At 71.8% G+C, this 15,534-nt stretch carries 12 protein-coding genes; 7 read left to right on the top strand and 5 right to left on the bottom strand.

What is annotated here, in order from left to right:
* Positions 1-234: 234 nt before the first annotated feature.
* Positions 235-612: an ATP-binding protein gene (locus OG758_RS14945; RefSeq protein ID WP_328543607.1), complete on the top strand. Its 378-nt coding sequence runs from the start codon at positions 235-237 to the stop codon at positions 610-612.
* Positions 613-673: 61 nt separating this feature from the next.
* Here the strand turns inward: OG758_RS14945 and OG758_RS14940 are convergent, their stop codons facing one another.
* Entirely contained in the window at positions 674-1,753 is a 1,080-nt protein-coding gene (locus OG758_RS14940) for a DUF2637 domain-containing protein (RefSeq protein WP_326710459.1), read from the bottom strand.
* A 216-nt stretch (positions 1,754-1,969) separates the two neighbouring features.
* Positions 1,970-2,815, bottom strand: a complete 846-nt coding sequence (locus OG758_RS14935; RefSeq protein WP_326710458.1) for a (2Fe-2S)-binding protein — start codon at positions 2,813-2,815, stop codon at positions 1,970-1,972.
* 141 nt (positions 2,816-2,956) lie between these two features.
* On the opposite strand from OG758_RS14935, the gene OG758_RS14930 reads away from it, so the two are divergent.
* Positions 2,957-3,733 carry a GntR family transcriptional regulator gene (locus tag OG758_RS14930; protein ID WP_382059567.1) on the top strand — a complete coding sequence of 259 codons (777 nt, stop codon included), beginning with the start codon at positions 2,957-2,959 and terminating at the stop codon, positions 3,731-3,733.
* Between the two features lie 55 nt (positions 3,734-3,788).
* Here the strand turns inward: OG758_RS14930 and OG758_RS14925 are convergent, their stop codons facing one another.
* Positions 3,789-4,550, bottom strand: coding sequence for a hypothetical protein (locus tag OG758_RS14925; RefSeq protein WP_326710457.1), 762 nt, complete (start codon positions 4,548-4,550; stop codon positions 3,789-3,791).
* Positions 4,551-4,714: 164 nt separating this feature from the next.
* Positions 4,715-6,445, bottom strand: coding sequence for a PucR family transcriptional regulator (locus OG758_RS14920; protein ID WP_326710456.1), 1,731 nt, complete (start codon positions 6,443-6,445; stop codon positions 4,715-4,717).
* A 337-nt stretch (positions 6,446-6,782) separates the two neighbouring features.
* On the opposite strand from OG758_RS14920, the gene OG758_RS14915 reads away from it, so the two are divergent.
* The 5 genes from OG758_RS14915 to OG758_RS14895 all read left to right on the top strand — a co-directional run bounded on the left by OG758_RS14915 (position 6,783) and on the right by OG758_RS14895 (position 13,656).
* Positions 6,783-7,673, top strand: a complete 891-nt coding sequence (locus OG758_RS14915; protein WP_116508363.1) for an FAD binding domain-containing protein — start codon at positions 6,783-6,785, stop codon at positions 7,671-7,673.
* Positions 7,673-8,278 carry a (2Fe-2S)-binding protein gene (locus tag OG758_RS14910; RefSeq protein ID WP_266558518.1) on the top strand — a complete coding sequence of 202 codons (606 nt, stop codon included), beginning with the start codon at positions 7,673-7,675 and terminating at the stop codon, positions 8,276-8,278. Before OG758_RS14915 ends, OG758_RS14910 begins: the two co-directional genes overlap by 1 nt.
* A gap of 2 nt (positions 8,279-8,280) precedes the next feature.
* Positions 8,281-10,671 carry a xanthine dehydrogenase family protein molybdopterin-binding subunit gene (locus OG758_RS14905; protein ID WP_326710455.1) on the top strand — a complete coding sequence of 797 codons (2,391 nt, stop codon included), beginning with the start codon at positions 8,281-8,283 and terminating at the stop codon, positions 10,669-10,671.
* A gap of 299 nt (positions 10,672-10,970) precedes the next feature.
* A complete protein-coding gene (locus OG758_RS14900) occupies positions 10,971-12,428 on the top strand; it encodes an NCS2 family permease (protein ID WP_326710454.1) in 1,458 nt (485 codons plus the stop codon).
* Between the two features lie 52 nt (positions 12,429-12,480).
* Entirely contained in the window at positions 12,481-13,656 is a 1,176-nt protein-coding gene (locus OG758_RS14895) for an XdhC family protein (protein ID WP_326710453.1), read from the top strand.
* Here the strand turns inward: OG758_RS14895 and OG758_RS14890 are convergent.
* A complete protein-coding gene (locus OG758_RS14890; RefSeq protein ID WP_326710452.1) occupies positions 13,605-15,467 on the bottom strand; it encodes a hypothetical protein in 1,863 nt (620 codons plus the stop codon). The genes OG758_RS14895 and OG758_RS14890 overlap by 52 nt on opposite strands.
* Positions 15,468-15,534: the final 67 nt, after the last annotated feature.

The following is a 15,534-nucleotide window of genomic DNA, read 5'->3' as shown; positions in this document are numbered from 1 at the left end:
GCCTGCGGGGCATGCATTCCCGTGTACGCGTTCGAGCATGGTCGCAGGAGAAGGGGCAAGGTCATCGGCGTGCGGGCGGGGGTCATGAAACGGCTGGTACGAGGGCGCGTTCCCACCACGGTGGCCGGACGCTCCCCAACGGATGAAGCGCCAGGGAGCGACGGCACGACGGACGACAGCACGACGGATAACGGCACGACGGATAACGGCACGACGGGGGACGGCGGGGGCGCGTTGCTGAGGCGCACGCTGGGTCGGTCCGACCTGCGGGCGGTGCCCGAGGCGAGGCGCGCACTGCGCGAGCTCCTGGACGAGTGGGGCCCGCCGGAGAGGTCGGAGACCGCGGAGCTGCTCACCAGCGAACTGGTGACGAACGCGCTGGTGCACACCGATCACGACGCCGTCCTCACGGCCACGGTCGGGACCAAGCGGCTCAGGGTGGAGGTCAGGGACTTCGTGGGGCGCAGGCCGAGGCTGCGCGTACCGGTCGCCGACGACGGTACGAACGGCCGGGGCCTCGTCCTGGTGCAGTCCCTCGCGGACGCCTGGGGCGTACGGGCACTGGGCGTGGGCAAGGTGGTCTGGTTCGAACTGGACGGCGGCCCCGTGTGACACCGCGGGGCCGCCGCCCGGAACGGCACGCCCGCCCGGCCGAACTCCCTTCGGACGCCCCCTAGCCGAATTGCTGCTCGAGGTCCTTGAGCTTCCGCTCCAGTGAGTCGAGCCGCGGCAGGGCCTGGGTGTCGTCCTCCGCCGTGAGGTCGACCGTGACGGGCTTGCCGGCTTCAGGGCCGCCTCCGACGGCCTGGAGGGAGGGACGCGCGCGCAGCGGGAGCTGTTCCTGGGGTGAGGGCGGCCGGTCCTCCGATATGGCAGGTTCCGAGCCCACCGGCCCCGTGCCGGCCCCCGCGGAGACGGCGGCCTGCACGTCCACCTGGCGCCCTCCGCGCCCGCCGGGCGTGGGGTGGCCCCGGCTGATCGCCTTGAGCTGGGCCCGCTCCAGCTTCTCGTGCTCGCGCCTGCGCAGCCGGGTTTGCTCCTTCTCGCGCTTGTCCTCCCGCACCTCGTCCACCGCCTCGTCCAGGGTGCGCACACCCTCGAGCAGCATCAGCGACCAGGCGCCGTACGTCTCGCGGGGCGCGCGCAGCCACCGCACGATCCGGATCTGCGGCAACGGCCTTGGCACCAGGCCCTGTTCACGCAGGGCCGCGCGGCGCGTCTGCTTCAGCGCCCGGTCGAAGAGGACCGCGGCCGACAGCGACATGCCGGCGAAGAAGTGCGGGGCGCCCGCGTGGCTGATGCCGCGCGGCGCGTGCACCCAGTTGAACCAGGCGGCGGCACCCGCGAAGGTCCACACGAGTATGCGGGAGCCGAGCGCCGCGTCGCCGTGGCTCGCCTCACGCACCGCGAGCACGGAGCAGAACATGGCCGCGCCGTCGAGGCCGAACGGGACGAGGTACTCCCAGCCCCCGGACAGGTTCAGGTTCTGCTGGCCGAAGCCGACAAGCCCGTGGAAGGAGAGTGCGGCGGCCACGGCAGCGCAGCAGAACAGCAGCAGGTAGGACGCGGTGCCGTAGACGGCCTCCTTGCGCCTGCGGCGTTCCTCGCTGCGCTCCCACGAGTCGTCGGACGATGCGGCCGCTCTTTCCCCGGCGCGCTTGCTGCGCGCGAGGACCGCCACCGCCGCCAGCAGGCCCAGGAGCAGTACGGCGCCGGGAAGCAGCCAGTCCAGCGATATGTCGGTCAGTCTCATCTGGGGTCCCTTGCGTCGCGGTAGGGCTTTTCGGCCGCCATATTGGCTCAAGGCCACTGGTGCGCAAGGAGTTTCGGGACAAGAGAACGCCATTGGAGTGCGAGGGGGCGCATGAAGCGGGCATGCGCTCGAACGCCCTTGAGAATGAGGGAAGTTGAGTTCGAATTGCATCACCCGAAAGGGTGGTTCATGGCGAGGGGGTTGCCGTCGTCGCGTTCAGGCGGTTGCGCTCAGCCTCGCCACTCGGTCCGCGTCGCAGGTGCGGGGGCACGTCACGCAGGTGTCCTCGGGGCGCAGCGTGTAGAAGAGGCAGCAGCTCGCCCGGTCGCGGGTCGGCAGCGACTGCCCCTCGCGGCCGGTGAGTTCACGGAACGCGGGCTTGCCGACGTACGGCTTCGTCGTGCCGGGAAGCAGCAGTTCGAGCTCCCGCATCGCCCGGCGCTCCTCGCCGAGCAGGTGGGCGATGTACCAGAGGCCCTCGACGATCTCGTCCGTCGCCATGCCCCACAGGGCGCGCGGACCCCGCCGCATCCGCGGTCCGAATCCGGTGAGCACCGGGCCCAGGTGGTCGGCGACGGCCGCGCGCACCTCGGCCCGCAGCGCCTCCTCGTCCGGCACGACATGGGCGCCGGGCAGTGCGGCGGCCGGATCGCCCGGCAGGCAGGCGAAGTCGGTGACGCGTACGGCCATCCGTCCCAGCGTGCGCTGGAAGGCGACGTTCGTCACAGGGAGGCGCGGGACGCGGCGGTCCAGGAACCACGGCACCGTGACCAGCAGGCAGGCGGGCCAGGCGTAGCGGTGCAGGCCGAAGCTGGCGACGACGTCCGGGCGGGCCTGCTGCCCGTAGTCCTTCAGCACCTGCGCGTTGTCCCACGCGAGGAACGCGTCGAGGGCGGGTCCGCCCTCCGCGAGCCGGGCGGCGGCGACCCAGCCGTTGCCCTGAGGAGGCTCCTCGGTCTCAGCGAGCTCGGTGATCCGCAGGCCCGTGAACACCTCGGTCAGCCGGGTGTACGCGGGCGTGAGCGCGCTGGTGGCCACGGGGGCCGATGCGGGAAAAGGCATGCAGGGGACCACCGAATCGCGATCGTTTGCAGGTAAGCCTTACCTTACCCGAACGGTCGGGGGTTTGAACTGAGGGCCCAGCGGCCTATCGTTCTGCGTTGGACGAATTCCGCGGATTACCGACGACCGGGGAGGACCTGGGTGGAGCAGGCCAGAACGCGCGCCGACAGCGCCGCCTCAGGGCTGCCCGCGGGCGTTCCCGAGCAGCGGGGCACCGCCGCGTGGCATCAGGTGCCCGAGCAGACCCGCGGCGAGCACACCCACAGCGAGACGCCGCTGCCGCCGCGCCCCCGCGTCGAGCGGACCTCCGTGCGCGGGCAGGTGCTCGACGCGCTGCGCACCGCGCTCGTCGACGGCGAGCTCGTGCCCGGCGAGGTCTACTCCGCGCCCGTCCTCGGGGACGGCCTCGGCGTCTCGGCCACGCCCGTCCGCGAGGCGATGCAGCAGCTGGCCCGCGAAGGCGCCGTCGAGGTCGTGCCGAACCGCGGCTTCCGCGTCACCGAGCGCAGCGCCCGCGAGCTCGCCGAGCTGGCCGAGGTGCGGGCGCTGATCGAGGTGCCCGTGGTGCTGCGGCTCGCCCGTACGGTGCCGGTGGCGCGCTGGGCCGAGCTGCGGCCCCTGGCCGACGCGACGGCCGTCGCGGCCGCCTGCGGCGACCGCGCGCACTACGCGGAGACGGACCGCGCCTTCCACCGCGCGATGCTCGCCCTCAGTGGCAACGAACAGCTCGTCCAGGTCGCCGACGACCTGCACCGCCGCTCGCAGTGGCCCCTGCCCGGCGGCGGACCGCTGTCCCGCCGCGCCGACCTGGTGGCCGACGCCGCGGAGCACATGGCACTCCTCGCGGCGCTGGAGGCCCAGGACCTCACGGTGGTGCGGGCGCTGGTGCGGGAGCACTTCGCCGGGGCGGCGGACTAGGGCCTCCAATAGCCCCCCGGATCGTCAGCCCCCGGATCGTCAGGCCTCTGGACCGTCAGGCGGCCGTCGGCAAGTGCTCCGCCAGCCACGTCGGGACGCCGCCCAAAAGGCGGAACAGGCGGGACGCCTCCGCGCGCAGCCGCTCAGCCGCCTCCGGATCGGGCTCCGCCTCCGCCAGGGACGCGAGCGCGGGGGCCGTGCCGACGAGGTAGCCGAGCTCCTCACGGATGCGCAGCGATTCGGCGAAACCGTGCCGCGCCTCCGCCAACTCGCCGTCGCGCAGGGCGAGTCCGGCCAGATGGCGCCAGGTGAAGGAGAGCAGCAGCGGATCGGGGTGCGCCGTCGCGCCCGCGTGGGCCCTGCGGTACGCGGCCCTGGCCGCCTGCGGCGAGTCGGACAGGTTCTCCGCCATCAGGCCGCGCCGGAAGTCGAGCAGCGCGCGTCCCGGGGCGCCGGGCGGGAGCAGCGCGGCGGCCCTGCCGAGCGCGGAGCGCGCCTCGTCGGCCCGGTCACGTACCCCCAACAGCGTTGCCGAGTAAGCGAGTTGGCCGCGCTCGCAGGCCGCGGCGCCGCGTTCGCCGTCGTTGTGGGCCAGGGCCTCGGCGGCGCGCAGCGCGTCCTCCGCGGCGGCCCAGCCCTGCTCGGTGTAGAGGCAGCGCTCCCCGAGCAGCGCGGCCCGCTGGAGCGCGGCCCGCGCGTCCGTCGCGGCGAGCCGCTCGAGCAGCGCGGCCGCGTCGGTCCAGCAGGCGCGCGAGCGCAGCCGCCATACCGCGGTCTGGAGTGGATCGTCCCCTGCAGTCGTTCCGGAACCAGACATGGCGGTATGCGCCACGTTGCCCTCCCCGAGCACACCATTGAGCCGAGCTGTCGTGCGCGCATCTCAGCACGGATGTGCGCACTCGGCCAAGGGGGTAGGTGAAAGATTTCACAAACGCATGGGGTGGCGGGCGGGGTTCGAAACACCCCTCGGGGGGCCCGAGTTCAGCTCATACGCAGGGCCAGGAAGAAGTCCAGCTTGTCCTCGAGCCGTGAGAGATCGCGGTTGGTGAGCTGTTCGATCCGCCCGACGCGGTAGCGCAGCGTGTTGACGTGGAGGTGCAGACGGCTCGCGCAGCGCGTCCACGAACCGTCGCAGTCGAGGAACGCCTCCAGGGTCGGAATGAGCTCGGCGCGGTGCTTGCGGTCGTAGTCGCGCAGCGGGTCGAGGAGGCGGGCCGTGAAGGCGCGGCGCACGTCGTCCGGGACGAACGGCAGCAGCAGGACGTGCGAGGCCAGCTCCTGGTGGCCCGCGGCGCACACCCGCCCCGTGCGGGCCGCGGCGACGCGCCGGGCGTGCCGGGCCTCCTCCAGGGCCCCGCGCAGTCCCTCCGCCGAGTGCACGGCAGCGCTGACGCCCAGCGTGAGCCGGCCGTCGTCCGCGAGGCCCGCCGTCAGCGGGTCGCGTACGGAGTCCAGGAGCGCGTCGGCGTGCAGCCCCGTCTCCTGCCCGTCGTGCTCGTCCGGCACGGCGGGCAGCGGCACCAGGGCGATGGCCTCGTCGCCGTTGTGGGCGACGGCGATGCGGTCGGAGGGCTCGGGCCCGGCCGACAGGGGGTCGACGAGGATCTCCTCCAGGAGCGACTGGGCGACCGGGCCGCCCTCGATGTCGCCGCCGTCCCACTCGACCTTCGCCACGATGACCTGCCAGTGCGGGGCGGCGCCGAGGCCGGGGAGCAGCACGGGCGCGGCGACGCGCAGGCGTGCGGCGATCTCGGCGGGGGCGGCGCCCGTCTGGACCAGTTCGAGGACCTCCTGTGCGAGCCGGCGGCGCACGGTGCGGGCCGCGTCGCGCCGGTCGCGCTCGACGGCGATCAGCTGGGTCACGCCCTGGAGCAGGTCGAGCCGCTCCTCGGGCCAGTCGCTCGCGTCCGCCTCGACGGCGAGCAGCCAGTCGGACAGGACCGTCTCGCGCACGTCACGGGAGGCGGGCGTCGCGCCGCGGCCCGCGCTGCGGATCGGGAAGAGCGAGTACGTCGTGCCTCCCGACCCGTCGCCCGGCCGCCGCCCCTCATCGAGACGCTTCGCGCCGCCCCCCTCGATCGTCACCCGGTGCGGCCCGCGCCGCCCGGTGCGCGTGGCCGCCAGGTGCTCGGCCGCGAGGCGGGCGCACACGGCGGCGGGCAGCTCGGGGCCCGCCGCGCTCGACCCGGCGATGGCCCGGCCCGCGGGGGAGAGCACCCAGGCGCGCAGGTCGAGGTCGGTGCCCAGGAGGTCCAGGACCACGTCGGGGCCGCCGCCCGCCGGGCCGGACGTCATGAGGCGCCGGTGCCGGTCGACGACGGCGGCCAGGTCGCCGGCCCGTTCGCCCGAGACCTGGCGCACGACGTGCTCGGTGACCGTCGCGAAGGCGACGGACTCGTTCACCGCGAACAGCGGGAGCCGGTGGCGCGCGCACGCCTCGACGATGTCGTCGGGGATGGCCCCGAGCTCCGCCTCGCCGGCCGCGAGCGCGGCCACGCCGGCCGTCGCGAGGATGCGGACGAACGGTTCGGCGTCCGCCGCGTCGCGGCGCCACGCGAGTCCGGTGAGGACCAGCTCGCCACCGGAGAGGTAGCGGCTGGGGTCCCGCAGGTCCGTGGTCATCACACCGCGCACGGTGCGGTCCAGTTCGTCCTCGCCGCCGAGCAGCCTGAGGCCCAGCGCGTCTGTATCAAGTAGGGCGCGCAGCCGCATCTCGTTGCCGCCGATCTGTCTCGAAGATTGTGCTTGTCTGAAGGTGAGGCGGCCGGGGCCGCTCCCCGGGTACCGCGTCCGTGGTGCGCATGGTTCTGCGTTTCCAGGGGAAAGCGGTGAGGTTTCCGGTGACCGCCGTTTATATGAATCTACAAGACGTCCCGGTTGGCCAGCCAACTCCTTCATGGTTTCCGTGACTGACCACGGCGGAGTGCCGCGCTGTGTACTGAGCCCACTCCACGTAAACAGCACATGAACGAGCCTTCGAGGTCCGCACATCCCGTGGCTCGATCCGTTCGAACGACCGACCACGAGATCACGAAGAAGAGAGCCGCTCATGGACTTCCTTCGCCCCGCCAGCTGGGAGGAGGCGCTCGCCGCCAAGGCCGAGCACCCCACCGCTGTGCCGCTCGCGGGTGGCACCGATGTGATGGTCGAGATCAACTTCGACCACCGGCGCCCCGAGTACCTCCTTGACCTGAACCGCATCGGGGAGCTAGGCGAATGGGAGGTCGGACAGGACACCGTCCGTCTCGGCGCCTCCGTCCCCTACACCAAGATCATGCAGAATCTGCGCGCCGAGCTGCCCGGCCTGGCCCTGGCCTCGCACACGGTGGCCTCGCCGCAGATCCGCAACCGCGGCGGCGTCGGGGGCAACCTCGGCACCGCGTCGCCCGCCGGTGACGCCCACCCCGCGCTCCTCGCCGCCGACTGCGAGGTCGAGGTGGAGTCCGTACGCGGCTCGCGCCGTATCCCGATCGACGCGTTCTACACCGGCGTGAAGCGCAATGCGCTCGCCCCCGACGAGCTGATCAGGGCCGTCCACATCAAGAAGGCCGACGGCCCGCAGCAGTACTCCAAGGTCGGCACCCGCAACGCGATGGTCATCGCCGTGTGCGCCTTCGGCCTGGCGCTGCACCCCGAGACCCGTACGGTCCGCACCGGCATCGGCTCGGCCGCGCCGACCCCGGTCCGGGCCAAGGCCGCCGAGGAGTTCCTGAACGCGGCGCTCGAAGAGGGCGGCTTCTGGGACAACGGAAAGATCATCACCCCTTCGGTCGCCAAGCAGTTCGCGGACCTCTGCTCGGCCGCCTGCAACCCGATCGACGACGTCCGGGGCACCGCGAGCTACCGCCGGCACGCCGTCGGCATCATGGCCCGCCGCACTCTGACGTGGACCTGGGAGTCGTACCGCGGCACCGCCGCAAGCACGGAGGGAGTCGCGTAATGCGCGTCAATTTCACGGTCAACGGCCGTCAGCAGGAAGCCGACGACGTGTGGGAGGGCGAGAGCCTCCTGTACGTCCTGCGTGAGCGCATGGGGCTGCCCGGCTCCAAGAACGCCTGCGAGCAGGGCGAGTGCGGTTCCTGCACCGTCCGCCTCGACGGCGTGCCGGTCTGTTCGTGCCTGGTCGCGGCCGGCCAGGTCGAGGGCCGCGACGTCGTCACCGTCGAGGGCCTCGCCGACTTCGCCAGGCAGCGCGCACAGCACGGGGGCTGCGCGAGCGGCGCCTGCGGCGACGACGCGGGCAAGGCGGGCACCTCCCTCCAGGACGCCCAGCAGTGGCAGTCCAAGCCGAGCGACTCGCAGACCGGCGAGGGCGACGAGCTCTCGCCGATCCAGCAGGCGTTCATCGACGCCGGAGCCGTCCAGTGCGGCTTCTGCACCCCCGGCCTGCTCGTCGCGGCCGACGAGATGCTGGAGCACAACCCGAGCCCGACCGACGCGGACATCCGCGAGGCGCTCTCCGGCAACCTCTGCCGCTGCACCGGCTACGAGAAGATCATGGACGCGGTCCGCCTCGCGGCCGCCCGTCAGTCTGAGGCGGTCTGACCATGGGAACCACCGGTACACCCACGAACATCACGCAGGGCTCCAAGACCAAGGGCGGCATCGGCGAGTCCACGCTCCGCCCGGACGGCACCCTCAAGGTCACCGGCGAGTTCGCGTACTCGTCCGACATGTGGCACGAGGACATGCTGTGGGGCCAGATCCTGCGCTCCACGGTCGCCCACGCGGAGATCGTCTCCATCGACACCTCCGAGGCCCTCGCCCAGTCCGGCGTCTACGCCGTCCTGACCTACGACGACCTGCCCACGGCCGTGAAGAACTACGGCCTGGAGATCCAGGACACCCCGGTCCTCGCGCACGGCAAGGTCCGCCACCACGGCGAGCCCGTCGCCATCGTCGCCGCCGACCACCCGGAGACCGCGCGCCGCGCCGCCGCCAAGATCAAGGTGGAGTACCGCGAGCTGCCGGTCATCACGGACGAGGCGTCCGCGACCGCGCCCGACGCGATCCTCATCCACGAGGGCCGCGACGACCACCACATCGGTCACGTCCCGCACCCGAACATCGTGCACCGCCAGCCGATCATCCGCGGCAACGCCGACGAGGCAGCCAAGAGGGCCGACTTCGTCGTCAAGGGCGAGTACACCTTCGGCATGCAGGACCAGGCCTTCCTCGGCCCGGAGTCCGGCCTCGCCGTGCCCTCCGAGGACGGCGGCGTCGAGCTGTACGTCGCCACCCAGTGGCTGCACTCGGACCTCAAGCAGATCGCCCCCGTCCTCGGCCTGCCCGAGGACAAGGTCCGCATGACGCTCTCCGGCGTCGGCGGCGCCTTCGGCGGCCGCGAGGACCTGTCGATGCAGATCCACGCCTGCCTCCTCGCGCTGCGCACGGGCAAGCCCGTCAAGATCGTCTACAACCGGTTCGAGTCGTTCTTCGGCCACGTCCACCGTCACCCCGCGAAGCTCTACTACGAGCACGGGGCGACGAAGGACGGCAAGCTCACTCACATGAAGTGCAAGATCGTCCTGGACGGCGGCGCCTACGCGTCCGCCTCCCCGGCGGTCGTCGGCAACGCCTCGTCGCTCGCGGTCGGCCCGTACGTCATCGAGGACGTCGACATCGAGGCGATCGCGCTCTACAGCAACAACCCGCCCTGCGGCGCCATGCGCGGCTTCGGCGCGGTCCAGGCGTGCTTCGCGTACGAGGCCCAGATGGACAAGCTCGCCGACAAGGTGGGCATGGACCGGGTCGCGTTCCGCCAGCTCAACGCGATGGAGCAGGGCACCCTGCTGCCGACCGGCCAGCCGGTCGACTCGCCGGCCCCCGTCGCCGAACTCCTGCGCCGCATCAAGGCGATGCCGATGCCGCCCGAGCGCCAGTGGGAGTCCTCCGAGGGCTCCGACGTGCGCCAGCTGCCCGGCGGTCTGTCCAACACCACGCACGGCGAAGGCGTCGTACGCGGTGTGGGCTACGCGGTCGGCATCAAGAACGTCGGCTTCTCCGAGGGCTTCGACGACTACTCGACCGCGCGAGTGCGCATGGAGGTCATCGGCGGCGAGCCCGTCGCGACCGTGCACACCGCGATGGCGGAGGTCGGCCAGGGCGGCGTCACCGTCCACGCGCAGATCGCCCGCACCGAGCTGGGCGTCGCGCAGGTGACCATCCACCCGGCCGACACCCGGGTCGGCTCCGCAGGTTCGACGTCCGCGTCCCGTCAGACGTACGTCACCGGCGGCGCCGTCAAGAACTCCTGCGAGGCCGTGCGCGAGCAGGTCCTGGAGATCGGGCGCCGCAAGTTCGGCACCTACCACCCGGCGTGGGCCACCGCCGAACTCCTCCTGGAGGGCGGCAAGGTCGTCACCGACGGCGGTGAGGTCCTCGCGGACCTGGCCGACGTCCTCGAGGGCGAGGCCGTCGACGTGGAGCTGGAGTGGCGCCACCGCCCGACCGTGGCGTTCGACCTCGTCACCGGGCAGGGCAACGGCCATGTCCAGTACAGCTTCGCCGCGCACCGCGCCGTCGTCGAGGTCGACACCGAACTCGGCCTCGTCAAGGTCATCGAACTGGCCTGCGCGCAGGACGTCGGCAAGGCGCTCAACCCGCTGTCCGTGATCGGCCAGATCCAGGGTGGCACCACCCAGGGCCTCGGCGTCGCGGTCATGGAGGAGATCATCGTCGACCCGAAGACCGCGAAGGTGCGCAACCCCTCCTTCACGGACTACCTGATCCCCACCATCCTCGACACGCCGACCATCCCCGTCGACGTGCTCGAACTCGCCGACGACCACGCCCCGTACGGGCTGCGCGGCATCGGCGAGGCCCCGACCCTGTCGTCCACGCCGGCCGTCCTCGCGGCGATCCGCAACGCGACGGGCCTGGAGCTCAACCGGACCCCGGTACGCCCCGAGCACCTCACGGGAACGGGACCGGCCTGACAGCTCTCCGGACGGTGCGTGCCTCCCAGGAACGTCACACTTCCCAGCCCGCACCGTCCGGAGCCTTCAAGTACCGCACCGCTCGCGGTCCTTTGCACCACCACATGCACCACCGGCAGTACAGGCACCACCGGCATCAACTCATCACCAGCAGCACGGTTTCTTGCGTAACACAGCTACGCATTACCCCGTTCGTCTCGGGCCGTCCCCCGGGTCGTGCAGCCCACGCACCATCCCAAATCCCGCGATCTCCAACCACGTTCGTGCGGGTGTCCCTGTGAACCTTGGGAGTAGGCACCATGACCCAGCAGTCCCTGGAGCCGAAGACCACCGCCGAAGACGCGGGCGCAGGCTCGCGTCCGTCGGCCGGCAGGTCTTGGCTCGACCGGTACTTCCACATATCCGAACGAGGATCCACTGTCGCGCGTGAGGTGCGCGGCGGCGTCACGACCTTCATGGCCATGGCGTACATCCTGCTGCTCAACCCCCTGATCCTGTCCGGCAAGGACGTGGCGGGCGACATGATGGGCCAGAAGGCCCTCATCACCGCCACGGCCTTCGCCGCGGCCCTCACCACGCTCCTCATGGGCTTCGTCGGCAAGGTGCCCCTCGCCCTTGCCGCCGGCCTCTCCGTCTCAGGTGTGATCTCCTCACAGGTCGCCCCCCAGATGACGTGGCCGCAGGCCATGGGCATGTGCGTGATGTACGGCGTGGTGATCATGCTCCTGGTGGTCACCGGCCTCCGCGAGATGATCATGAACGCGATTCCGCTCGCGCTCAAGCACGGCATCACGATGGGTATCGGCCTCTTCATCGCCCTGATCGGCCTCTACAAGTCCGGCTTCGTTCAGGTCGGCAAGGCCACCCCGCTCACGCTCGGCCCTGCCGGAGAACTCGCCGGCTGGCCCGTCCTGCTGTTCGCGGGCACCCTGCTCCTGATCTTCATGCTCCAGGCCCGCAACACCCCCGGCGCCATCCTCATCGGCATCATCACCGGCACCGTCGTCGCGATGATCCTCAACGCGCTCGACGTGATCAGCCCCAAGCAGTGGGCCAACGGAGCCCCCGAGCTGCACGGCAGCGCGGTCTCCACGCCCGACTTCTCGCTCTTCGGCCACGTCGAGTTCGGCGGCTGGGGCAAGGTCGGCGCGATGACCGTCGGCATGATCGTCTTCACCCTGGTCCTGGCCGGCTTCTTCGACGCGATGGCCACCATCATCGGCGTCGGCACCGAGGCCAAACTCGCCGACGACAAGGGCCGCATGCCGGGCCTGTCCAAGGCCCTGTTCATCGACGGTGCGGGCGGTGCCATCGGCGGCGTCGCCGGCGGCTCGGGCCAGACCGTGTTCGTCGAGTCCGCGACCGGCGTCGGCGAAGGAGCCCGCACCGGCCTCGCGTCCGCCGTGACCGGCCTGTTCTTCGCGGCCTGTCTGTTCTTCACCCCGCTCACCGCGATCGTGCCCCAGGAGGTCGCGTCCGCCGCGCTCGTCGTCATCGGCGCGATGATGATGATGAACGCCCGGCACGTCGACTGGGCGGACCGGGCCACCGCGATCCCGGTCTTCCTGACCGTGGTCCTGATGCCCTTCACGTACACCATCACCACCGGTGTGGCCGCGGGCGTCATCTCCTGGGTCGCCATCAAGATCGCTCAGGGCAAGGCCCGGGAGATCGGGGCCTTCATGTGGGGCCTCACGGTGATCTTCCTCGTGTACTTCGCCCTCAACCCGATCGAAGGATGGCTGGGCGTCCACTGACCCCCGGCCCAGGGCCCCGCGCCCTCCACGCAACCGACAAGGAGACCTAGAGATGCTGGACATCGCCGAAGAGCTGCACCGGTGGGTCGAGCAGGGACGCGACTTCGCCGTGGCCACCGTGGTGGCCGTCGGCGGGAGCGCGCCCCGGCAGCCGGGAGCCGCACTCGCCGTCGACGGCGACGGCACAGCGATCGGCTCGGTCTCCGGCGGCTGCGTGGAGGGCGCTGTCTACGAACTGTGCCAACAGGCGCTCGAGGACGGCGAGACCGTCCTCGAACGCTTCGGCTACAGCGACGACGACGCCTTCGCCGTGGGGCTCACCTGCGGCGGAATCATCGACATCCTGGTCACCCCGGTTCGCGCGGACACCCCGGGACGGGAGGTGCTCGCGGCGGCGCTGTCCGCCGCCGCCCGAGGAAGGGCGGCGGCGGTCGCGCGCATCACCCGGGGCCCGGCCGAACTCATGGGCCGCGCCATCCTCGTACGCGACGACAGCGACCCCGACAGCGGCCTCGGAGGCGGCTACGAGGGCAGCCTCGGCGGGCACCCCGAACTGGACCGCACCGCGGCCGGCGAGGCCCGCGCGCTCCTCGACGCCGGACGCACCGGCACGGTGGAGATCGGCGAGAGCGGCTCGCGCTGCGGGCAGCCCCTCACCCTCCTCGTCGAGTCGTCCGTTCCCCCGCCCCGCATGATCGTCTTCGGGGCCATCGACTTCGCGGCGGCGCTCGTCAGGATCGGCAAGTTCCTCGGCTACCACGTGACGGTGTGCGACGCGCGCCCCGTCTTCGCGACGCCGGCCCGCTTCCCCGACGCCGACGACATCGTCGTGGAATGGCCCCACAAGTACCTGGAGCGCACGCGGACGGACGGACGCACCGTCCTGTGCGTCCTCACCCACGACGCCAAGTTCGACGTCCCGCTCCTCCGGCTCGCGCTGCGCCTGCCCGTCGCCTACGTCGGCGCGATGGGCTCCCGCCGCACCCACCTCGACCGCAACGAGCGCCTGCGCGACGTCGGCGTCACCGAGCTGGAACTGGCCCGCCTGCGCTCGCCGATCGGCCTCGACCTCGGCGCCCGCACCCCCGAGGAGACGGCCCTGTCCATCGCCTCCGAGATCGTCGCCAACCGGAGCGGCGGCAGCGGCGTCGCGCTGACGGGCGCCCACACGCCGATTCACCCCGACGGAGTGCGGTCGCCCTCCGGACGGATCGGGTCAGTGGCCTGACCGGCCTGACCGGCCTGACCGGCCTGACCGGCCTGAAGGCCGAGTGCCGCCTCTCGGGTGGATCCGAGCAGCGTGTCGAGCGCCACGACGAGGGTCCGATGGGCCAAGTCCCGTAGATACAACGGCTGTTCGTGCGAAAGCCCTGGGGCGTTCGCCGCCTCGGCGACATGGGCGAGCCGACCGAGGACCGCGTCGAGGCGGTCGCGGGCCTCCTCGCCGAGGGCGTCGCGGCGCGAGGCCAGGAGCGCCTCGAAGTCAGCCTGTCCCCGGTCGGCCTGCTCTCTGATGAGCCCGAGAGTCCTGGCGGAGACCGACCCCGCCTCGTACTCCCTGAGCTCTCCCAGCCGGTCCGTGAAGGTGTTGCGGAGGTCGATCAGGAGCGCCGGGAGCGTGTCCGGCAGCTCTTCCGCGGCAGTCTCGGGGGCTGTGTCCGGGAGTGACTCGCCCGAGGTTTCGGGGGCGGACGCGACGGACTCTCGTAAGGGCGTGGGTGCGGGTGTGGGGATGCGCACGGGGTCGGGCGCGGGCTTCGTCTCGGGCTTCGCTGCGGGCGGTGCCACCTGTTGCGGCACCTTCACCGCGGCCACCACCGCCTCCACCCCCGTCGGTTCGGCCTCCCGTGGCCCCGGCACGAACTTCACCTGACCCGGCTCGTACGCGTCGGCCGGCCCCAGATATGCGCCGGCCGCCTCCGCCGCGAGCCGGAAGAACCACCACCGGTCCCGCGCGTCGTACCGGACGCGGGCCGTGAACATCAGCGCGCACGCCTGCATCGACAGGAGCCACTGACCGGTCCACTGGCCCGAGATGGTGCGCTGGTGCAGCCAGCCGTCCGGCGCCCTGCGTACCTCGTCGACGGTCCGGGCGAGGCCCTGCGGGATCAGCAGACCGGGGGTGTCCCGGCCGACGAGCAGGTCGAGGAGTTCGGCGCGGGCGTCGTCGGACATGTGGGGCAGGAAGTCGGCCACCAGGCAGAGCAGCAGATGCATGGGGTCACGGGCGAGCAGCGCCCGCTCGTCGAACCGCGACAGGTCGATCAGGACGTAGCGGCCGAGGTCCGCGTCGGGCTCCTTGGGCACCATGATGTTGCCCGGGTGCAGATCGCCGTGGGCCCGGCCGCGGATCGGGTAGTCGAGGGTGCGCTCCGCGAGGGGGCAACTGCCTGTCAGGTGTATGGGGTTGGGCAAGGGGGCGGCGTTCGCGCGGCCCGGTCTGATCCAGGCGGTTTCGAGGCCGAGGCCCAGTGTGTCGCGGACCCAGACCGCCAGTGGTTCCGCCGGTTCGAGGCGCTGGTCGAGGAGTTCGGACACGAACGCGGCCGCCGTCATCTCCCCGTCCGACTTCTCGTCCGGGTTCCAGTCGGCCAGCAGGGACCGCGTGATCTGCGCCGCGGCGCCGGGCATGCGCCGCTGCCGCAGGATCGTGCTGAGCGTCACCATGCTCTCGTCGTTGCCCGCGAAGCCCTGGAACATCAGCCAGGCGTCGTCCACCGGCATCGGATCGTAGAGCTGCTCCACGAGATGGTCGCGGGGGAACGAGGGATCGCCGTTGGGCAGGGACCGCCTCGCGGCGATGAGCCGTCCCGGTTCCATCGAGGAGTCGCCGTCCGGCGAGCAGAGTTTGATGATCATCCGGCGTGTGGTGCGCCCAGGGTCGCTGTCCCGGACGAACACGGAGGCCAGGGACGCGCCGCTGCCCCCGGTGTCGAGCCAGGCCGGGGCGGTCAGCGGGCGGTGGTTCTGCTGCTGCCACTGGTCGAGCAGCGCGGCGGTGCGCGCACCGAACCGGGCGAACTGGGGGGAGCGGTCCATCAATTCAGTATCACCGCAAGGACCGCGCGCGTGTTCGCCCTCGCGTGATATCTCCTGCGAGGAGGAC

It is taken from the genome of Streptomyces sp. NBC_01474 (assembly GCF_035918215.1).
Taxonomy (GTDB): Bacteria; Actinomycetota; Actinomycetes; order Streptomycetales; family Streptomycetaceae; genus Streptomyces; species Streptomyces aureus.
The sequence above is the reverse complement of the archived record's forward strand: the minus strand, read 5'-3'. Positions and strand labels throughout refer to the sequence as shown.